This window comes from Polaribacter tangerinus, assembly GCF_038024095.1.
GTDB lineage: Bacteria > Bacteroidota > Bacteroidia > Flavobacteriales > Flavobacteriaceae > Polaribacter > Polaribacter tangerinus.
This window is the reverse complement of the sequence record NZ_CP150668.1, coordinates 2,069,121-2,085,523: the sequence shown is the minus strand read 5'-3', so window position 1 is coordinate 2,085,523 and position 16,403 is coordinate 2,069,121. Positions and strand designations below refer to the sequence as shown.

Below are 16,403 nucleotides of genomic sequence, written 5' to 3'. Positions count from 1 at the left end.
AAGTTTTTTCTGGTTGATTAATTTACAATAAGTACCTAAAAATCATCTTTTTAAATTAGTTTCAACGCAACTTAAATCTTACGTTCTACCACGTAATCTATCATTGTAAGTAAAGATTGTTTGTATTCTGATGCAGGATAATTATCTAAAATAGTGATAGCTTTATTTTTGTAATCATGCATTTTCTGTGTGGTGTATGTAATACCGTTATTTTCTTTTACAAAAGCTATTACCTCTTTTACGCGCTTTTTATCTTTGTTATGTTTTTTAATGGAATTTATTAACCAAGCTTTTTCCTTTTTTGTACAATTATTTAGTGTGTAAATTAATGGCAAAGTCATTTTTTGCTCTTTAATATCTATTCCTGTTGGTTTTCCAATTTTAGCTTCTGAATAATCAAATAAATCATCTTTTATTTGAAATGCTATTCCTATATATTCTCCAAACTTTCGCATTTGCATTACTGTATCTTGATTGGCACCCACAGAAGCAGCTCCAATACCACAGCAAGCAGCAACTAAAGTAGCTGTCTTTTTACGAATTATATCAAAATAAACAGCTTCTGTAATATCTAATTTTCTAGCTTTTTCTATTTGAAGTAGCTCTCCTTCACTCATCTCTCGAACTGCAATAGAAATCAGTTTTAATAAATCAAAATCATTGTTGTCTATAGAAAGTAATAATCCTTTAGACAACATAAAATCTCCCACAAGAACTGCAATTTTATTTTTCCATAAAGCATTAATAGAAAAAAAGCCTCTTCGCATATTACTATCATCTACCACATCATCATGAACTAAAGTGGCTGTATGTATGAGTTCTACTACCGATGCACCTCTGTAAGTTCTTTCGTCAAAACCACCATTAGAAACCATTTTAGCTACTAAAAAAACAAACATTGGTCGCATTTGCTTTCCTTTTCTTCTTACAATATAATAGGTAATTCTGTTTAAAAGTGGTACTTTCGAATGCATAGATTCTTTGAACTTTTCTTCGAAAAGCTCCATTTCATGCTTAATGGGAAGTTTAATAAGTTCTACGGGTTTCATTATCTACAAAAATACGAATAATAATGGCAAGCTTTTCGCTATTTATATACGTAATTTTTATTATGATTTATTTGCCAATTGACCACAAGCTGCATCTATATCTTTCCCTCTACTTCTTCGAACGTTTACAGTAATATCATTCATTTCTAAATTTGAAATATAATTATTAATTGCACTTGAATGAGCTTGTTGAAACTGCCCATCGTCTATAGGGTTGTATTCAATTAAATTTACCTTACAAGGTACATATTTGCAATAGGCTACCAATGCTTTAATATCTTCTTTACTATCATTTATTCCGTCCCAAACAACATATTCATAAGTAATAGCTCTGCCAGTTTTTTCGTACCAATACTCTAAAGATTCTTTTAAATCTTTTAACGGAAATGTTTTGTTAAAAGGCATTATTTTGGTTCGCACTTCATCTATTGCAGAATGAAGAGAAACTGCTAAATTAAATTTTGCTTCTTCATCTGCCATCATTCTTATCATTTTAGGTACGCCAGAAGTAGATACTGTTATTCTTTTAGAAGACATTCCTAAACCCTCTGGTGATGTAATCATAGCAATAGATTTCATTACGTTTTTATAATTCATTAAGGGTTCTCCCATTCCCATAAAAACAATATTTGTTAATTTTCTATTGAAATATAATTTGCTCTGTTTATCTATCACAACTACTTGGTCGTAAATTTCATCCGGATTTAAGTTGCGCATTCTCTTTAAACGAGAAGTAGCACAAAAAAGACAGTCTAAACTACAACCAACCTGACTAGAAACACAGGCCGTTGTTCTTTTTTCTGTGGGAATTAACACAGATTCTACCACCAAACCATCATGTAATTTTATACCATTTTTTATAGTGCCATCATTACTTTTTTGCATCGAATCTACTTTAATGTGATTGATTACAAAGTGTTCTTCTAACATTTCTCTGGTTTGTTTAGAAATGTTTGTCATGGCATCAAAAGTATGTAAAGACTTACTCCAAAGCCATTCATATACTTGATTTCCTCGAAATGCTTTATCGCCGTTTTTTACAAAAAAATCTCTTAATTGCTCTTTTGATAGCGCTCTTATATCTTTTTTCTTATCCAAAATAAAACAGTTTATAATAATGACAAAACTCTAAAAAAAAGACTGACAATTAGCAACTGTCAGTCTTTGTATTATTCAATAATAACTAATTATATAATTAACATTGCATCACCATAAGTAGAAAATTTGTAACCTTCTTTTACGGCTTGTTTATATGCTTCCATTAAAAAATCATATCCTGCAAATGCAGCAGTTTGCATCATTAAGGTAGATTTTGGCGGATGAAAATTGGTTATCATACTATTTGCAATACTAAAATCGTATGGAGGAAAAATAAATTTATTTGTCCAACCTTCAAATGCATTCAACTCTTGTTTGGAAGAAACCGAAGACTCTACTGTTCTCATTACAGTAGTTCCTACAGCACAAACTCTTCTCTTTTCTTTTTTCGCTTTATTAATTATTTTTGTGCTACTTTCTGGTATAATAATTTGCTCCGAGTCCATTTTATGCTTCGATAAATCTTCAACCTCTACAGGGCTAAATGTACCAAGACCAACGTGCAAAGTCATTTCTGCAAAATCTATTCCTTTAATTTCTAATCGTTTTAACAAATGTTTAGAAAAATGTAATCCTGCAGTTGGTGCTGCTACAGCTCCTTCATTTTTAGCAAAAATAGTTTGATACCTTTCTTCATCTAAAGGCTCTACTTCTCTATTTATTTCTTTTGGTAATGGCGTTTCTCCAAGTTCTAGTAATTTTGCTCTAAACTCTTCATAAGAACCATCAAATAAAAAACGTAATGTTCTACCTCTAGAAGTTGTATTGTCTATAACCTCTGCCACTAAGCTATCGTCTTCACCAAAAAATAATTTATTTCCTATTCTTATTTTTCTTGCCGGATCAACTAAAACATCCCACAATCTATTTTCTGCATTTAACTCTCTTAATAAGAAAACCTCTATTCTAGCACCTGTTTTTTCTTTATTACCATACATTCTTGCAGGAAAAACTTTGGTATTATTTAACATCATAACATCTCCTTCATCGAAGTAATTTATAATGTCTTTAAATTGTTTGTGCTCTATAGTTTGCTCTTTTCTGTTTAAAACCATTAAGCGAGATTCATCTCTGTGTTCTGCCGGATAGATAGCTAATAAGTCTTCTGGCAGGTCAAATTCAAAATGCGATAATTTCATAAGTTTTTCTTCTAAAGGCGCAAATATACGATATCAGTATAGGCGTTGTCAAGTGTTTGCGAATATATATTTACAATTGTGCAGTTTCTATACCAATTTGCTGCATATCTTCCCAAAATTTTTGATATGATTTGGTTACAACCTCTGCATTTAAAATTTTAATTGGTGTTTTTAGAGCAACTGGTGCAAATGCCATTGCCATACGATGATCGTTGTAGGTTTTAATTTCTACATTACTGTTAATATTTGCACTAGCTTTTAAGTGCAAACTATTATTGGTAACCGAAATACTTGCCCCTAATTTTGTAAGTTCTTCTTTTAAAGCTTCTAAACGATCGGTTTCTTTAATTTTTAAAGTATGTAAGCCAGTTAAATTACAAGAAATTCCTTCTAAAAAACAACTTACAGCAATAGTTTGTGCAATGTCTGGTGCATTTTTTAAATCAATTTCTAATATTTCGTTATTCGTTGTTGCTACTTTTTTTAATAGAATACTATCATTATTAAAAACAGTTTCTACTCCGAAATGTGTATAAATGTCAGACAAACAAGCATCTCCTTGCAAACTTTCTTTTTTATATGCAGACAATTGAACTTGAGAACCAAGTGATGAACTTGCAATAATAGCATAAAAATAACTCGCAGAAGACCAGTCAGATTCTACTACAATCGTTTGCTTTTCGATGTTTTTCTGCGGATAAACTTTTATGAAATTATCCTTAAAAACTGCTTTAATACCCAATTGAGATAACAAACTAAGCGTCATTTTTATGTAAGGAATAGAAGTTACATCACCAACCAATTCAATTTCTAATCCATCTTGTAATTTAGGTGCAATTAATAATAAAGATGAAATATATTGGCTACTAACATTTCCATTAATTTTTACAGATTTTTTTAAACTATTGGTTCCTTTAATCCTAATGGGTGGGTACCCTACTTGCGATTGATAAGAAATTGTTGCTCCAAGTTCTTTAAGTGCATCAACTAAAATACCTATGGGCCTTTCTTGCATTCTCTGAGAACCGGTTAAAACCACCTCACTATTATTTTTAATTGCAAAATAAGATGTTAAGAAGCGCATGGCTGTTCCAGCATGACCAATATTAATAATACCATCTGTTGATGATAAAGCATGTTGCATATGAACAGAATCATCAGAATCTGACAAGTTTTTGATAGTCAATTCTGGATATAGATTTTGTAAAATCAACAATCTATTCGATTCACTTTTAGAACCAGATATTGTTATCTCTTCATTTATTTTTTTTCCTGTTACAACATTTAACAATAAGTCCATTCTAAAATTTGATTTTTAATTCTTACTTTTAAACTTTATAATTACATCGAAATATCATGAAAAAATTTCTATTTCTCGCAATTTGCATCTTTTTCTCTGCAAATGCCAAAGTTAATGCACAAAAAAAATCTACCAAATTTTCAGCCGAATATTTTAGTCCTGTAAAATGGCGAAATATTGGCCCGTTTAGAGGTGGTAGAAGCGCCGCTGTAACAGGTGTTTCGGGTAAACCAACATTATTTTACATGGGCGCAACCGGCGGAGGTGTCTGGAAAACAACCGATGGAGGTAATACTTGGCAGAATATTTCCGACGGATATTTTGGCGGTTCTGTTGGTGCTGTTGCTGTTTCAGAATCTGACAATAATGTTATTTATGTTGGCATGGGAGAAAAAACAGTTCGTGGTAATGTATCTTCTGGAGACGGAATGTGGAAATCTGAAAATGCAGGAAAAACTTGGAAACATATTGGTCTGAAACAATCGAGACATATACCAAGAGTAAGAATTCATCCAAAAAATTCGAATATTGTTTTTGCTGGTGTTATGGGAGATTTGTACAAACCAACCAAAGAAAGAGGCGTATACAAATCTATAGATGGTGGCGAAAATTGGAAAAAAGTACTTTTTTCTAATGAAAATGCTGGTGTGGTTGACTTAATAATAGACCCCAACAATCCAAGAATTTTATATGCAACTACCTGGAATGTGAGGAGAACACCTTACAGTTTATCCTCTGGTGGCGAGGGCTCAGCTCTATGGAAAAGTACTGATGAAGGAGAAACGTGGACAAATATTTCTGATAATAAAGGTTTGCCAGACGGAATTTGGGGAATTAGCGGAGTAACCGTTTCTCCTGTAAATTCTGATATTGTTTGGGCTTTAATCGAGAATAAAAAAGGAGGTGTTTACAAATCTTTAGATGCCGGTAAAACTTGGAAATTAATTAATTCTGAAAGAAAACTTCGTCAAAGAGCATGGTATTACACGCGTTTGTATGCAGATACCCAAGATGAAAATATATTATATGTGCTAAATGTTCGCTATCACAAATCTACCGATGGTGGAAAAACTTACAAAACATATAATGCTCCTCACGGTGATCATCACGATTTATGGATAGCACCAGAAAATAACCAAAGAATGATTATTGGAGACGATGGTGGCGCTCAAGTTTCTTATGATGCAGGAGAAAATTGGAGTACTTACATGAATCAACCAACTGCACAATTTTATAGAGTTACCACAGATAATCACTTCCCATACAGAATTTTAGCTGCACAACAAGACAACTCTACCGTTAGAATTTCTCATAGAACAGCTGGTAGTTTTATTACCGAGTCTGATTGGGAGGCAACTGCTGGCGGAGAAAGTGCGCACATAGCTGTAGACCCTTTAAATAATGATATTGTTTACGGTGGTAGCTACGGAGGTTTGCTTACCAGAAAAAATCATAAAACTGGCGAAACTCGCGCAATAAATGTTTGGCCAGATGATCCTATGGGCCATGGTGCTGAAGATTTTAAATATCGTTTTCAATGGAATTTTCCAATTTTCTTTTCTCCTAATAACAAAAAAAGATTGTATGCCGCTTCTAACCATTTACATGTAACAGAAAATGAAGGACAATCTTGGACTAAAATTAGCCCAGATTTAACAAGAAACGATCCTACAACTTTAGGGCCATCTGGTGGTCCTATAACAAAAGACAACACAGGTGTAGAATATTACGGAACTATATTTGCTGCAACAGAATCTTCACTTGAACCCGGAGTAATATGGACTGGATCAGACGATGGCTTAGTACATATTTCTAGAAATAACGGAACAACATGGACAAATGTTACTCCTAAAAAAATGCCAGAATGGATGATGATTAATGCAATTGAAATACACCCATTTAAAAAAGGAGGTGCTTATATTGTTGGTACAAAATATAAAACAGGAAACTATAAACCATACATTTATAAAACTGATAATTACGGAAAATCTTGGAAATTAATTGTTTCTGGAATTGAAGAAGAAAGTTTTACAAGAGCATTAAGAGCAGATCCAAAAAGAGAAGGACTTTTATATGCCGGCACAGAAAAAGGTATGTATATTTCTTTTGATGATGGGGAAAATTGGGAATCTTTTCAGAGTAATCTTCCAATAGTTCCTATTACAGACTTGGCTATAAAAAACGATAATTTAATTGCCGCTACCCAAGGTAGATCTCTTTGGATTATCGATGATTTAACTCCTATTCATCAACTTCATAAAAAATCGAACAATGAAGTTTTTCTTTACAAGCCAAAAGATGCTTACAATATGAGCGGAGGTAACGGAAGAGTTTCTAGAACTGCAGGAACCAATCATCCGGGTGGTGTAGCTGTTCACTACTTTATAAAAAACACTTCAGAAAATGATGAGGTTTCTCTCAGTTTTTATGATACTAATAATAACTTAATTAAAAAGTATTCTACAAAACCCAATAAAGAGGAGAAAGAAGAATTGTTAAAAGTAAAGGATGGTAACAATACTTTTTACTGGAACATGATGTACACAGGAGCCGAATCTGTAAAAGGTATGATTTTATGGTGGGCATCTTTAAACGGGCCAATGGCTTTACCAGGAAACTATAAAGTAAGTCTTAAAGTTAATGATAAAGAGGTTAGCGAACCATTTAAAATTTTGAGAAATCCTACTTCAGAAGCTACTACAGAAGATATGAAAGCGCAATTTGACTTTATAAATGATATTAACGCTAAAATGACTGAAATTCACAAAGCGCTTAAAAACGTTAAAAAAGTTAGAAATCAGGTAGGACTCCTAAAAAAATATATTAAAGATAAAGAAGCTCATAAAAGTTTGATAAAATTTGCTGATAGCCTAGTAAAAAACATGACAATTATCGAGGAAACGCTATATCAAACAAAATCGAAAAGTGGTCAGGATCCATTAAATTATCCAATTCGTCTGAACAATAAATTAGCGCATTTAAATTCTTTAACAAGAGTTGGAAACTATGCTCCTACACAACAAGCAATTGATTTTAAAAATGAAATAACAATTAAAATTGATGCTGAATTGGCAAAGTTGAACCGATTGTTTAAAAATGATGTTAAAGAATTGAATAAAAAAGTAAGTGAAAGTAACATCGATTTAATTCAATTAGATTAATAGGATTATTGTTCTTAAAATTAAAAAAGGATTACTGTATAGTAATCCTTTTTTAATTGAACAAAATAATTGGTTTTAAATGGGCTACATTTTTTTATGAGTAACATATAAGCCATAAAAAAAGCTGATAAAAAGTTTCATTCCCCAGAAGTTTTTCCACTTTCCATTGGTAAAATTAGCTTCATTAACTTTTAAAAAATCACCTGCAAAAATATCTCTCCAACTATTTAAAAATAAACTTATTAGAGTAACGATAATAAAAAACGGAATGGCTACCTTGGTAAAATTGCTCCAAAATACTTTTGTCTGCATTCTAGCAAAAACAATTTTTGCACCTTCAATAAAATTCTTTATAAAACTCATCTTATTTTAATTTTTTATTATTGTGATGTCTATCATGGTCTCTATCTGTTTTTATAGCCAATTTTTTATCGAATGCCTCTTTTAAATCAACTCCTGTTTGGTTTGCTAAACATAAAACTACAAACAAAACATCGGCAAGTTCCTCTCCTAAATCTTTATTTTTATCCGATTCTTTTTCACTTTGTTCGCCATACCTTCTAGCAATAATTCGGGCTACTTCTCCTACCTCTTCTGTAAGTTGAGCCATATTTGTAAGCTCATTAAAATAACGGACTCCATGTTTTTGAATCCAATTATCTACTTGTTTTTGCGCATCTTCTATATTCATAAGAAAACTTTTAGTAAAAATTATTTTTTAAGATTATTTCCATTTTATACCACAACCAACACTAGGTTTTTGATCTTCTAACGCAGGCTTATTTGTTAATAAATTTTGCAGCGCCAATCTCATATCATTTCCTGTTACAGTCTTACCATTTCCCGGTCTAGAATCATCCAATTGTCCATGATAAACAGATTGTAAGTTTGCATCAAAAATATAAAAGTCTGGAGTGCAAGCAGCATCATAAGCCTTAGCTACCTCTTGTGTTTCATCGAATAAATAAGGAAAAGGATATGACATTTTTTCTGCCATTTTTTTCATTAGATTTGGCCCATCTTCAGGATATTTTTCTATATCGTTGGCACTAATTGCAACAAACTGAATTCCTTTTTGTTGATATTCATTTGCCAATAAAACTAATTGCTCATTTACATGAATTACAAACGGACAATGATTACAAATAAACATAATAACAGTTCCTTTTTCTCCCTTTAATTGTTGTAAAGAAACTAGCTTATTGTCTACAGAATTTAAAAGTGTAAAATCTGGAGCCTTTGTTTGTAGCGGTAAATGATTTGATAAAGTTCTAGCCATACATTAATTATTTTTTTTACAAAAATATAGGTTTTTTTAGTATCTACTCTGCCAATGAATTTGCGCAGATATAACCACTCGTCCATGCGTTTTGAAAATTAAAACCACCTGTTACCGCATCGATGTTTAAAACTTCACCAACAAAAAATAAATTTTTATGTAATTTACTTTCAAATCTTTTAAAATTTATTTCTTTCAAATCTGCACCGCCAGCAGTTACAAACTCTTCTTTAAACGTAGTTCTTCCATTTGCATTGTAAACTCCTTTTGTAAGCTGGTTTGCCAAATTATCTAATTGGTAAGAATTTAAATCTGCCCAATTCTGGTTAGCATCAATATTTGAAAATTTTACAAAACGCTCCCATAATCTTTTTGGAATTTCGGCAAATGGCGATTTCAATATTACTGTCTTTCTGGGCTCTTTCTTCTTTAAATTCAATAAAACATTTAAAATTTTATCAGTAGGCCTTGAAAGCCAATTTACTTCAACATTATATTGGTAGTTTCTATCTGCCAAAATTCTTGCACCAAAAGCAGAGAGTTTTAAAACAGCTGGTCCACTCATACCCCAATGTGTAATTAACAACGGACCCGAAGCCTCTAACTTTGTACCTACAATATTTACAGTCGCATTTGAAACAGAAATACCTAATAAATCTGTTAATCTTTTATCTTTTATATTAAACGTAAATAAAGAGGGAACTGGAGGTATTATAGTATGTTGTAAACTAGAACAAATATCCCAAATTTTCTTTGAGCTTCCTGCGGCAACTACCAGTTTATGAGCATAAAAAATGTTGCTTTTAGTAGAAATTTTCCATAAATCTTGTTCTTTATCAACAGAAATTACTCCTTGATTTTTAAGTACTTTAATTCCTAAATCACTAACTTTTTCTTGAAAACAATTTATAATTGCTTCACTAGTGTTTGCTTCTGGAAATACTCTATTATCTTCTTCAATCTTTAAGGAAACTCCTCTAAAATCGAACCATTCAAAAGTATCTCCTGTCATAAATTGATGAAAAGGCCCTAGTAATTCTTTTTCACCTCTAGGATAAAATTTTACCAATTCTTTGGGTTCAAAACAAGCATGAGTAACATTACAGCGTCCACCGCCAGAAATTTTTACTTTTTGCAACACTTCTTTTCCTTTTTCGAGAATGGTTATGTCTAGCAATGCATTTTTTTCTTTTGCATTAATAGCTGTAAAAAAACCTGCTGCGCCACCTCCAATAATTACAACTTTTTTCATTATTTAGTATCTAAAATCATCTCAGCATAACTAAGAACCGTTTGATATCCTTTCTTTTTAAAATATTCGGGTGTAGTTTTATTTCCGGCTGCTAAAATAAAGTCGCCACCCCAAGCTCCTAAACTTTTTATAGCACCAAAATAATCTGGAAAAAGCTTTTCTTTAACAGGCTTCATTTTAATAATTGAACTTATAATTTGCTCGTGCTCAGTTATTAAATTCGAAAATTCAGAACTAGATGTAGCTTTTGCACATGCTAAAGATATTGCAGAAACACGTTGTACTTCATTATCAAAATTAGTTTTATTTTCTCTAAACTTGGCAATTCCTTCTTTAGAATCTTGTTTTTGATTCAAATGAATAAAAAATAAATCCTCTTTAAAATCAGGATCAAAATGAATTGGTTCTACAACTGGCAAATGATTATTTATCGAATAAAAAATTGGCTGATTATTTTGTGCACAAGCAATGTCATAACCACTTCCTTTAAAGGAATTCCATAACAGTTTAAAAGCGTCTACTTTTGCCCAATTTGCTATTGAATTGATTAAGGTAGATGAGGTTCCTAAACCCCAATTTCTTGGAAAATTTAATGTTGTTTTTACTAAAAAACCTTTGTTGGTCTCTAAAAAACTGGTATTCATTTTCTTTGCCTCTATTAAAATAGACAATAGCGTTTCGGCAATAAAATCGGCATTCCCTTTGTTATCCGAATAAAAAGATGCAGATATTAAACGTAACTTTTTAATGTCTATGGTAGTTTCGAACCAGCAATCTCCTTTGTCTGTAAAACTTGCCCAAACAATTTCTGGAGATTCAATTTGTTGAACCTCTAAATTTTGTCCGAATTTTGTAGGCAATGCTAACGATTTAGCTCCGTCTAAAACAAGGTATTCTCCAGTTAATAATAATTTTCCGTTAGAGTAAAAATTCATTTATACAATTTGAAATTGTTTAAAGTGATGGGTAAAATGTTTGGTATGAAACTTATGCCAATAAGCTGCATCTAACTCACCAAAAAAAGGATGCGTAGCCGTTTTTTCAGTTTCATAAAAGCTGTTAAAATCTTTAATTTGAATTACAAGGTCGTTTATTGCTTCTTGCAAAGAATTAAATTTTACTGGGGTTGGTTCTTCAGACAATAAAGGCGCTTTAAAACCAATTTGCAGTTCTTTATCTGTATCCAAAAATGCTTTTCTTCGGGTAGATTTTTCGTCTTCAACAAAAACGTTTACTGGCATTTTTCCGTTCGATATTTTTAATAATAAACTTAAATGCTCTATCATTTGTTGCGCATTCATTTTACCAAAAATTGGCTGTGTTTCTATTTGTAAGGAAGATAACAACTTTTTAACAGTATCTACAGAACTAAAATCTACCCAATTTATAGTTTTTTGTAGATTCTTATAATGCGCTACAACTGCAGCATGACTAACTGTTTTTCCTTCAAAAAAATTAGCAATTTCTTTTTTCTCTTTCGTGTTAGCTCCTAACTGATTTAATATATTTTGCAGATGCATTTTCATATGTCCATGCTGTATTCCCTTGGTAGTTAATGCTCTTAACGCAGCAAAATTTTGCGCTAAGCCAGCAGCGGCTATAATTTGCATAAGCTCCTCTGCAGAGGGTTTTTGCAACATTTCTAAAGATAATTTTGCCATTGGATGTAATGCTGTTAAACCACCTACAGTTCCCAATGCTAAAGGTATTTCTAACCAAAACTTAAACTCGCCGTTGTCTATAGAACAATCAGACAAACTAGTATAATAACCACTTTTAGAAGCATAGGCATGTGCTCCTGCTTCTATAGCTCTAAAGTCGTTTCCTGTTGCCAAAACCACAGCATCTATACCATTCATAATACCTTTATTATGAGTTACCGCTCTGTAAGGTTCTACATTAGCAATTTTTACTGCTTGATAAAATTTTTCGGCAAACTTTTGAGGGTTATCGCCACCTAAATCTTCAATCTTACAACTTACTTCTGCTCTAACCAAACAACTTGGTACAAAGTTAGATAAGATACTCATTACTATTTCTATCTGTTCATTTCTAAATGTATTAGCTATTGCTTCGAGACACGAATTGATAAAGTTTGCCCCCATAGAATCTCTCGTTTCAAAAGTAACATGGAGCTGATAATAGTTATCTAACTTATTGGTTTTATCGACCAACTCAATATCTAAAATTCCACCACCTCTTTTTTCCATATTTTTGGTTATGGGCGCAGTAGCTGCAAAAAGTGCTGTTTTATTTAAGTTAAAATAGTCTTGTAAGCTCTCTTTATTACCGGCAAACATAAAATGAACTTGTCCTATTTTTGTAGTTCCTAAAACTGTTGTTTTAAAACCACCTCTGGTACTCCAAAATTTTGCAACTAAAGAAGCAGCTGCAACCACCGAACTTTCTTCTATAACCATAGGAATAGCATATTCTTTTTGATTTATTAAAAAGTTGGGAGCAATACCCATTGGCAAATAAAAATTAGAAACGGTGTTCTCTATAAAATCATCGTGTAATTGTTGTAACTTTTCATCGCTATTCCAATATTGCTTTATAGTTTTAAGCGCCTCTTTATTATTATCTAAATAATTGGATACCAACCAATTAATTTTTTCATCTTTTGTAAATTTTGAAAAACCACCTACTTTTTTACTCATAAAACGCTTTGTAAAATATAAGTGACAAATATAAATGAATCTAATTTAACCCATTAACTAATTATTAAAAGTCTTTATTTTTAAAATGTTACACCTTACTTTTTTACATCTTTTAAAAAATTAACGTTTAATTATTAAAAAATCATAAAAACCAATAATTTATTAACAAAAATTAACACATAACGAATATTTTATAAGGTTTAATGATTATTCAATAAGTATTATCAATTATAACAATCGCTAAAATAAAAGCTTTACTATTAAATTTGTGTGTAATATTAATTTAAACACATGGGTATGAAAAATTTTGGAATATTAGTTATGGTATTAAGTCTTTTTACAAGTTGTGCGGTAGTAAGACCAGGAGAAGTAGGTATAAAGCAAACATTGGGTAAATTTTCTGAAGACATAAAAACACAAGGAACAATTGTTTACAATCCACTAATTAGTAGAATTATTAAAGAATCGACACAAACTAGCAATATTAAGCTATTATTAAGTTTGCCTAGTAAAGAAGGATTAAGTGTAAACTCAGAAATTTCTATTCTTTATCGCTTAGAAGCAAACAAAGTTACCTCTGTACTAGAAAACCTCGGTCAGAATTACGAATCTGTAATTACGAGTGTTTTCAGGTCTGCGGCTTCTGATGTTTGTGCACAATTTTTTGCAAAAGATATGCACTCTGGTATGAGAGCAGATATTGAAAAAGAAATTTTAAATAAAATGAAAGTTAATCTCGAAAAACAAGCAGACGGTATAGATTTAATAGCTGTTTTAATGAAAAGAATTCAACTTCCAAGAGGCTTGGCAAGTTCTATTGAAAGAAAACTACAAGCAGAACAAGATGCTATGCGTTTAAAATTTGTAATCGATCAAGAAAAATTAGAAGCAGAAAGAAAAATTATAAGCGCAAAAGGAGAAAGAGATGCACAATTAATAATTGCCGAAGGACTTACACCGGGCATTATTCGTTTGAAAGCAATAGAAGCTTTTAAAGAATTAGCAAAATCTAACAATGCTAAAACAATTATTACTGATGGTAAAACTCCATTAATTGTTGGAAATGATAAAGAAGAGACTCAAAAGAAAGAGAAATAACAGTTTTATATTATTCTTTAAAAAGCCATTACAGTCTATAAAATTGTAGTGGCTTTTTTTTTACCCTAATCACTTAAAAAAAAATAATAAAATTTAAATTGTCAATCTTATTTTAACTGTTTTTTGATGATTTTTCCGTAAACTTGACAAACTTTTATTAAATTAATATTTAAAATGAGAAAAAAACTCTTTTTAACTTGCTTAACTTTAATTATTTGGAGTGCAAATTTTGCCCAGAAAAAAGAAATCACACTAAAAGAAATATGGAATGGTACATTTTCTATTGATAGAATGAATGCACTTAATCCAATGAATGGAGATTATTACACTCTTTTAAATTATGATAAAAACTCTAAAAATTTTTCTGTAGATAAATACAGTTATAAAACCTTAGAAAAGGTAGCTACTATTGTAAATTCGTCTGACTTAAAAGAAATTAATAGTATTTCTTCTTACAGTTTTAACTTAGATGAAACCAAACTCATTTTAGGAACTAATTTTGAAAAAATATACAGACGTTCTTTTAAAGGTACTTTTTATGTTTACGACTTAACTTCTAAAGTAGTAACTTTAATTGGTAAAAATATACAAGAACCAACATTTTCTCCAGATAACAAAAAAGTAGCTTTTGCTAAAAATAATAATCTATATATAAAAAATTTAACAAATAATACCATTTTACAAATAACAAATGATGGCAATAAAAACGAAATAATAAATGGTATTTCAGACTGGGTTTATGAAGAAGAATTTGCCATTGTTAAAGCCTTTGAATGGAGTAAAAATAGTAACTATTTAGCTTTCTTAAAATTTAATGAAACTAAAGTGCCTACTTTTTCTATGGACCTTGTTGGAACCCAAAATTATCCAACTCAACAGGTATTTAAATACCCAAAAGCGGGTGAGACTAATGCAAAAGTAACTTTACACGTTTATGATTTTACCTCTCAAAAAACTTCAAAAATTTTGCTTGGTGACTATGAATACATTCCTAGAATAAAATGGACTAATAATACAGATGTGTTGGTGGCTACAACACTAAATCGTCATCAAAATAATTTAAAACTACATGCTGTAAACACCGCTAACAAAAGTGTACGAACACTTTTAAATGAAACCGATGAAGCTTACATAAAAATTAACAATCATCTTACTTTTTTAACAGATAATAGTTTTATTTGGACCAGTGAAAAAGATGGTTACAATCATTTATATCATTATGATTTTAATGGTAATTTAATTCATCAAATTACCAAAGGAAAATGGGAAGTTACAGACTATTATGGATACGAAGAAAAAACAGCAACTATATATTATCAATCTGTAGAAAATGGATCTATCAATAGAGACGTGTATGCTATTAAAATTGATGGTAGGAATAAGCGAAAAATTACTTCAAAAATAGGTACAAATAAAGCCTCTTTTAGTAAAAACCTACAATACTTTATCAATAACTACTCTTCTGCAACAACCCCATATATATATTCATTACATAACAAAAACGGAAAATTATTAAAAACCATTAAAGACAATTCATCTTTAAAAGAAGCTTTAAACGACTACATAATTAGTCCAAAAGAATTTTCTACCATAAAAATAAATGGTAACGAACTTAACATGTGGATGTTAAAACCTAGTAATTTTGATGCAAATAAAAAGTATCCTGTATTAATGTTTCAATATTCTGGACCTGGATCACAACAAGTAGCTAACACATGGAACAATAGTAACGATTATTGGCATAATATGCTGTCTCAAAAAGGGATGATTATTGTTTGTATAGATGGTCGTGGAACAGGTTTTAAAGGAAGAGATTTTAAAAAATCTACCTATTTAAATCTTGTAAAATATGAAACTGAAGATCAGATAGCTGCTGCAAAAAAAATAGCAAAATTACCTTTTGTAGATGCAAAAAATATAGGTATATGGGGATGGTCTTTTGGAGGCCACATGAGTACAAATGCATTGCTTAAAGGAAGTGATATTTTTACAACTGCAATTGCTGTTGCCCCTGTAACCTCTTGGCGTTTTTACGATACCGTTTATACGGAACGTTTTTTAAGAACACCACAAGAAAACCCTGGAGGCTACGATGATAACTCTCCCATTAATTACGCAGAAAAATTAAAAGGAAACTACCTGTTAGTTCACGGAACTGGAGATGATAATGTACATGTTCAAAATAGTTACAGAATGATAAATGCACTTATAGATGCCAATAAACAATTTGATATGTTTATTGTACCAGATAGAACTCACAGCATTTATAGAGGAAAAAATATGCGACTAAACCTATACACAAAAATGACTAATTTTGTAGAAAAACACTTAATTAATAAATCACAATCATTAACAAAATAATTGAAT

At 31.0% G+C, this 16,403-nt stretch carries 13 protein-coding genes; 3 read left to right on the top strand and 10 right to left on the bottom strand.

Annotation, left to right across the window (positions count from 1 at the left end; translation table 11 throughout):
- Positions 1-71: 71 nt before the first annotated feature.
- The 4 genes from WHD54_RS09080 to WHD54_RS09065 form a co-directional block, all read right to left on the bottom strand.
- A complete protein-coding gene (locus WHD54_RS09080) occupies positions 72-1,049 on the bottom strand; it encodes a polyprenyl synthetase family protein (protein ID WP_088323731.1) in 978 nt (325 codons plus the stop codon).
- Positions 1,050-1,109: 60 nt separating this feature from the next.
- Positions 1,110-2,147, bottom strand: coding sequence for a 23S rRNA (adenine(2503)-C(2))-methyltransferase RlmN (rlmN, locus tag WHD54_RS09075; protein ID WP_088323732.1), 1,038 nt, complete (start codon positions 2,145-2,147; stop codon positions 1,110-1,112).
- 89 nt (positions 2,148-2,236) lie between these two features.
- Positions 2,237-3,286, bottom strand: coding sequence for a tRNA preQ1(34) S-adenosylmethionine ribosyltransferase-isomerase QueA (gene queA / locus WHD54_RS09070; protein ID WP_088323733.1), 1,050 nt, complete (start codon positions 3,284-3,286; stop codon positions 2,237-2,239).
- A 70-nt stretch (positions 3,287-3,356) separates the two neighbouring features.
- Positions 3,357-4,586: a 3-phosphoshikimate 1-carboxyvinyltransferase gene (locus WHD54_RS09065; RefSeq protein ID WP_088323734.1), complete on the bottom strand. Its 1,230-nt coding sequence runs from the start codon at positions 4,584-4,586 to the stop codon at positions 3,357-3,359.
- A gap of 56 nt (positions 4,587-4,642) precedes the next feature.
- On the opposite strand from WHD54_RS09065, the gene WHD54_RS09060 reads away from it, so the two are divergent.
- Positions 4,643-7,747, top strand: a complete 3,105-nt coding sequence (locus WHD54_RS09060; protein WP_088323735.1) for a WD40/YVTN/BNR-like repeat-containing protein — start codon at positions 4,643-4,645, stop codon at positions 7,745-7,747.
- 84 nt (positions 7,748-7,831) lie between these two features.
- On the opposite strand, the gene WHD54_RS09055 is transcribed toward WHD54_RS09060, so the two are convergent.
- From WHD54_RS09055 to WHD54_RS09025, 6 genes are read right to left on the bottom strand one after another with little or no spacing between them, the layout of a single operon-like run.
- Positions 7,832-8,110, bottom strand: a complete 279-nt coding sequence (locus WHD54_RS09055; RefSeq protein WP_233130987.1) for a hypothetical protein — start codon at positions 8,108-8,110, stop codon at positions 7,832-7,834.
- Between the two features lies 1 nt (position 8,111).
- Positions 8,112-8,438, bottom strand: a complete 327-nt coding sequence (locus WHD54_RS09050; protein WP_088323736.1) for a nucleotide pyrophosphohydrolase — start codon at positions 8,436-8,438, stop codon at positions 8,112-8,114.
- A gap of 33 nt (positions 8,439-8,471) precedes the next feature.
- A complete protein-coding gene (locus tag WHD54_RS09045; protein ID WP_088323737.1) occupies positions 8,472-9,026 on the bottom strand; it encodes a thioredoxin family protein in 555 nt (184 codons plus the stop codon).
- A 43-nt stretch (positions 9,027-9,069) separates the two neighbouring features.
- Entirely contained in the window at positions 9,070-10,278 is a 1,209-nt protein-coding gene (locus tag WHD54_RS09040) for an NAD(P)/FAD-dependent oxidoreductase (RefSeq protein ID WP_088323738.1), read from the bottom strand.
- On the bottom strand, positions 10,278-11,213 hold the full coding sequence (locus tag WHD54_RS09035; protein WP_088323739.1) for a GYDIA family GHMP kinase: 936 nt from the start codon (positions 11,211-11,213) through the stop codon (positions 10,278-10,280). The genes WHD54_RS09040 and WHD54_RS09035 overlap by 1 nt, the downstream gene beginning before the upstream one ends.
- Positions 11,214-12,938: a hydroxymethylglutaryl-CoA reductase, degradative gene (locus tag WHD54_RS09025; protein WP_088323740.1), complete on the bottom strand. Its 1,725-nt coding sequence runs from the start codon at positions 12,936-12,938 to the stop codon at positions 11,214-11,216.
- Positions 12,939-13,235: 297 nt separating this feature from the next.
- On the opposite strand from WHD54_RS09025, the gene WHD54_RS09020 reads away from it, so the two are divergent.
- Entirely contained in the window at positions 13,236-14,036 is an 801-nt protein-coding gene (locus tag WHD54_RS09020; protein ID WP_088323910.1) for a prohibitin family protein, read from the top strand.
- 174 nt (positions 14,037-14,210) lie between these two features.
- Positions 14,211-16,397 carry a S9 family peptidase gene (locus WHD54_RS09015; RefSeq protein WP_088323741.1) on the top strand — a complete coding sequence of 729 codons (2,187 nt, stop codon included), beginning with the start codon at positions 14,211-14,213 and terminating at the stop codon, positions 16,395-16,397.
- Positions 16,398-16,403 lie beyond the last annotated feature (6 nt).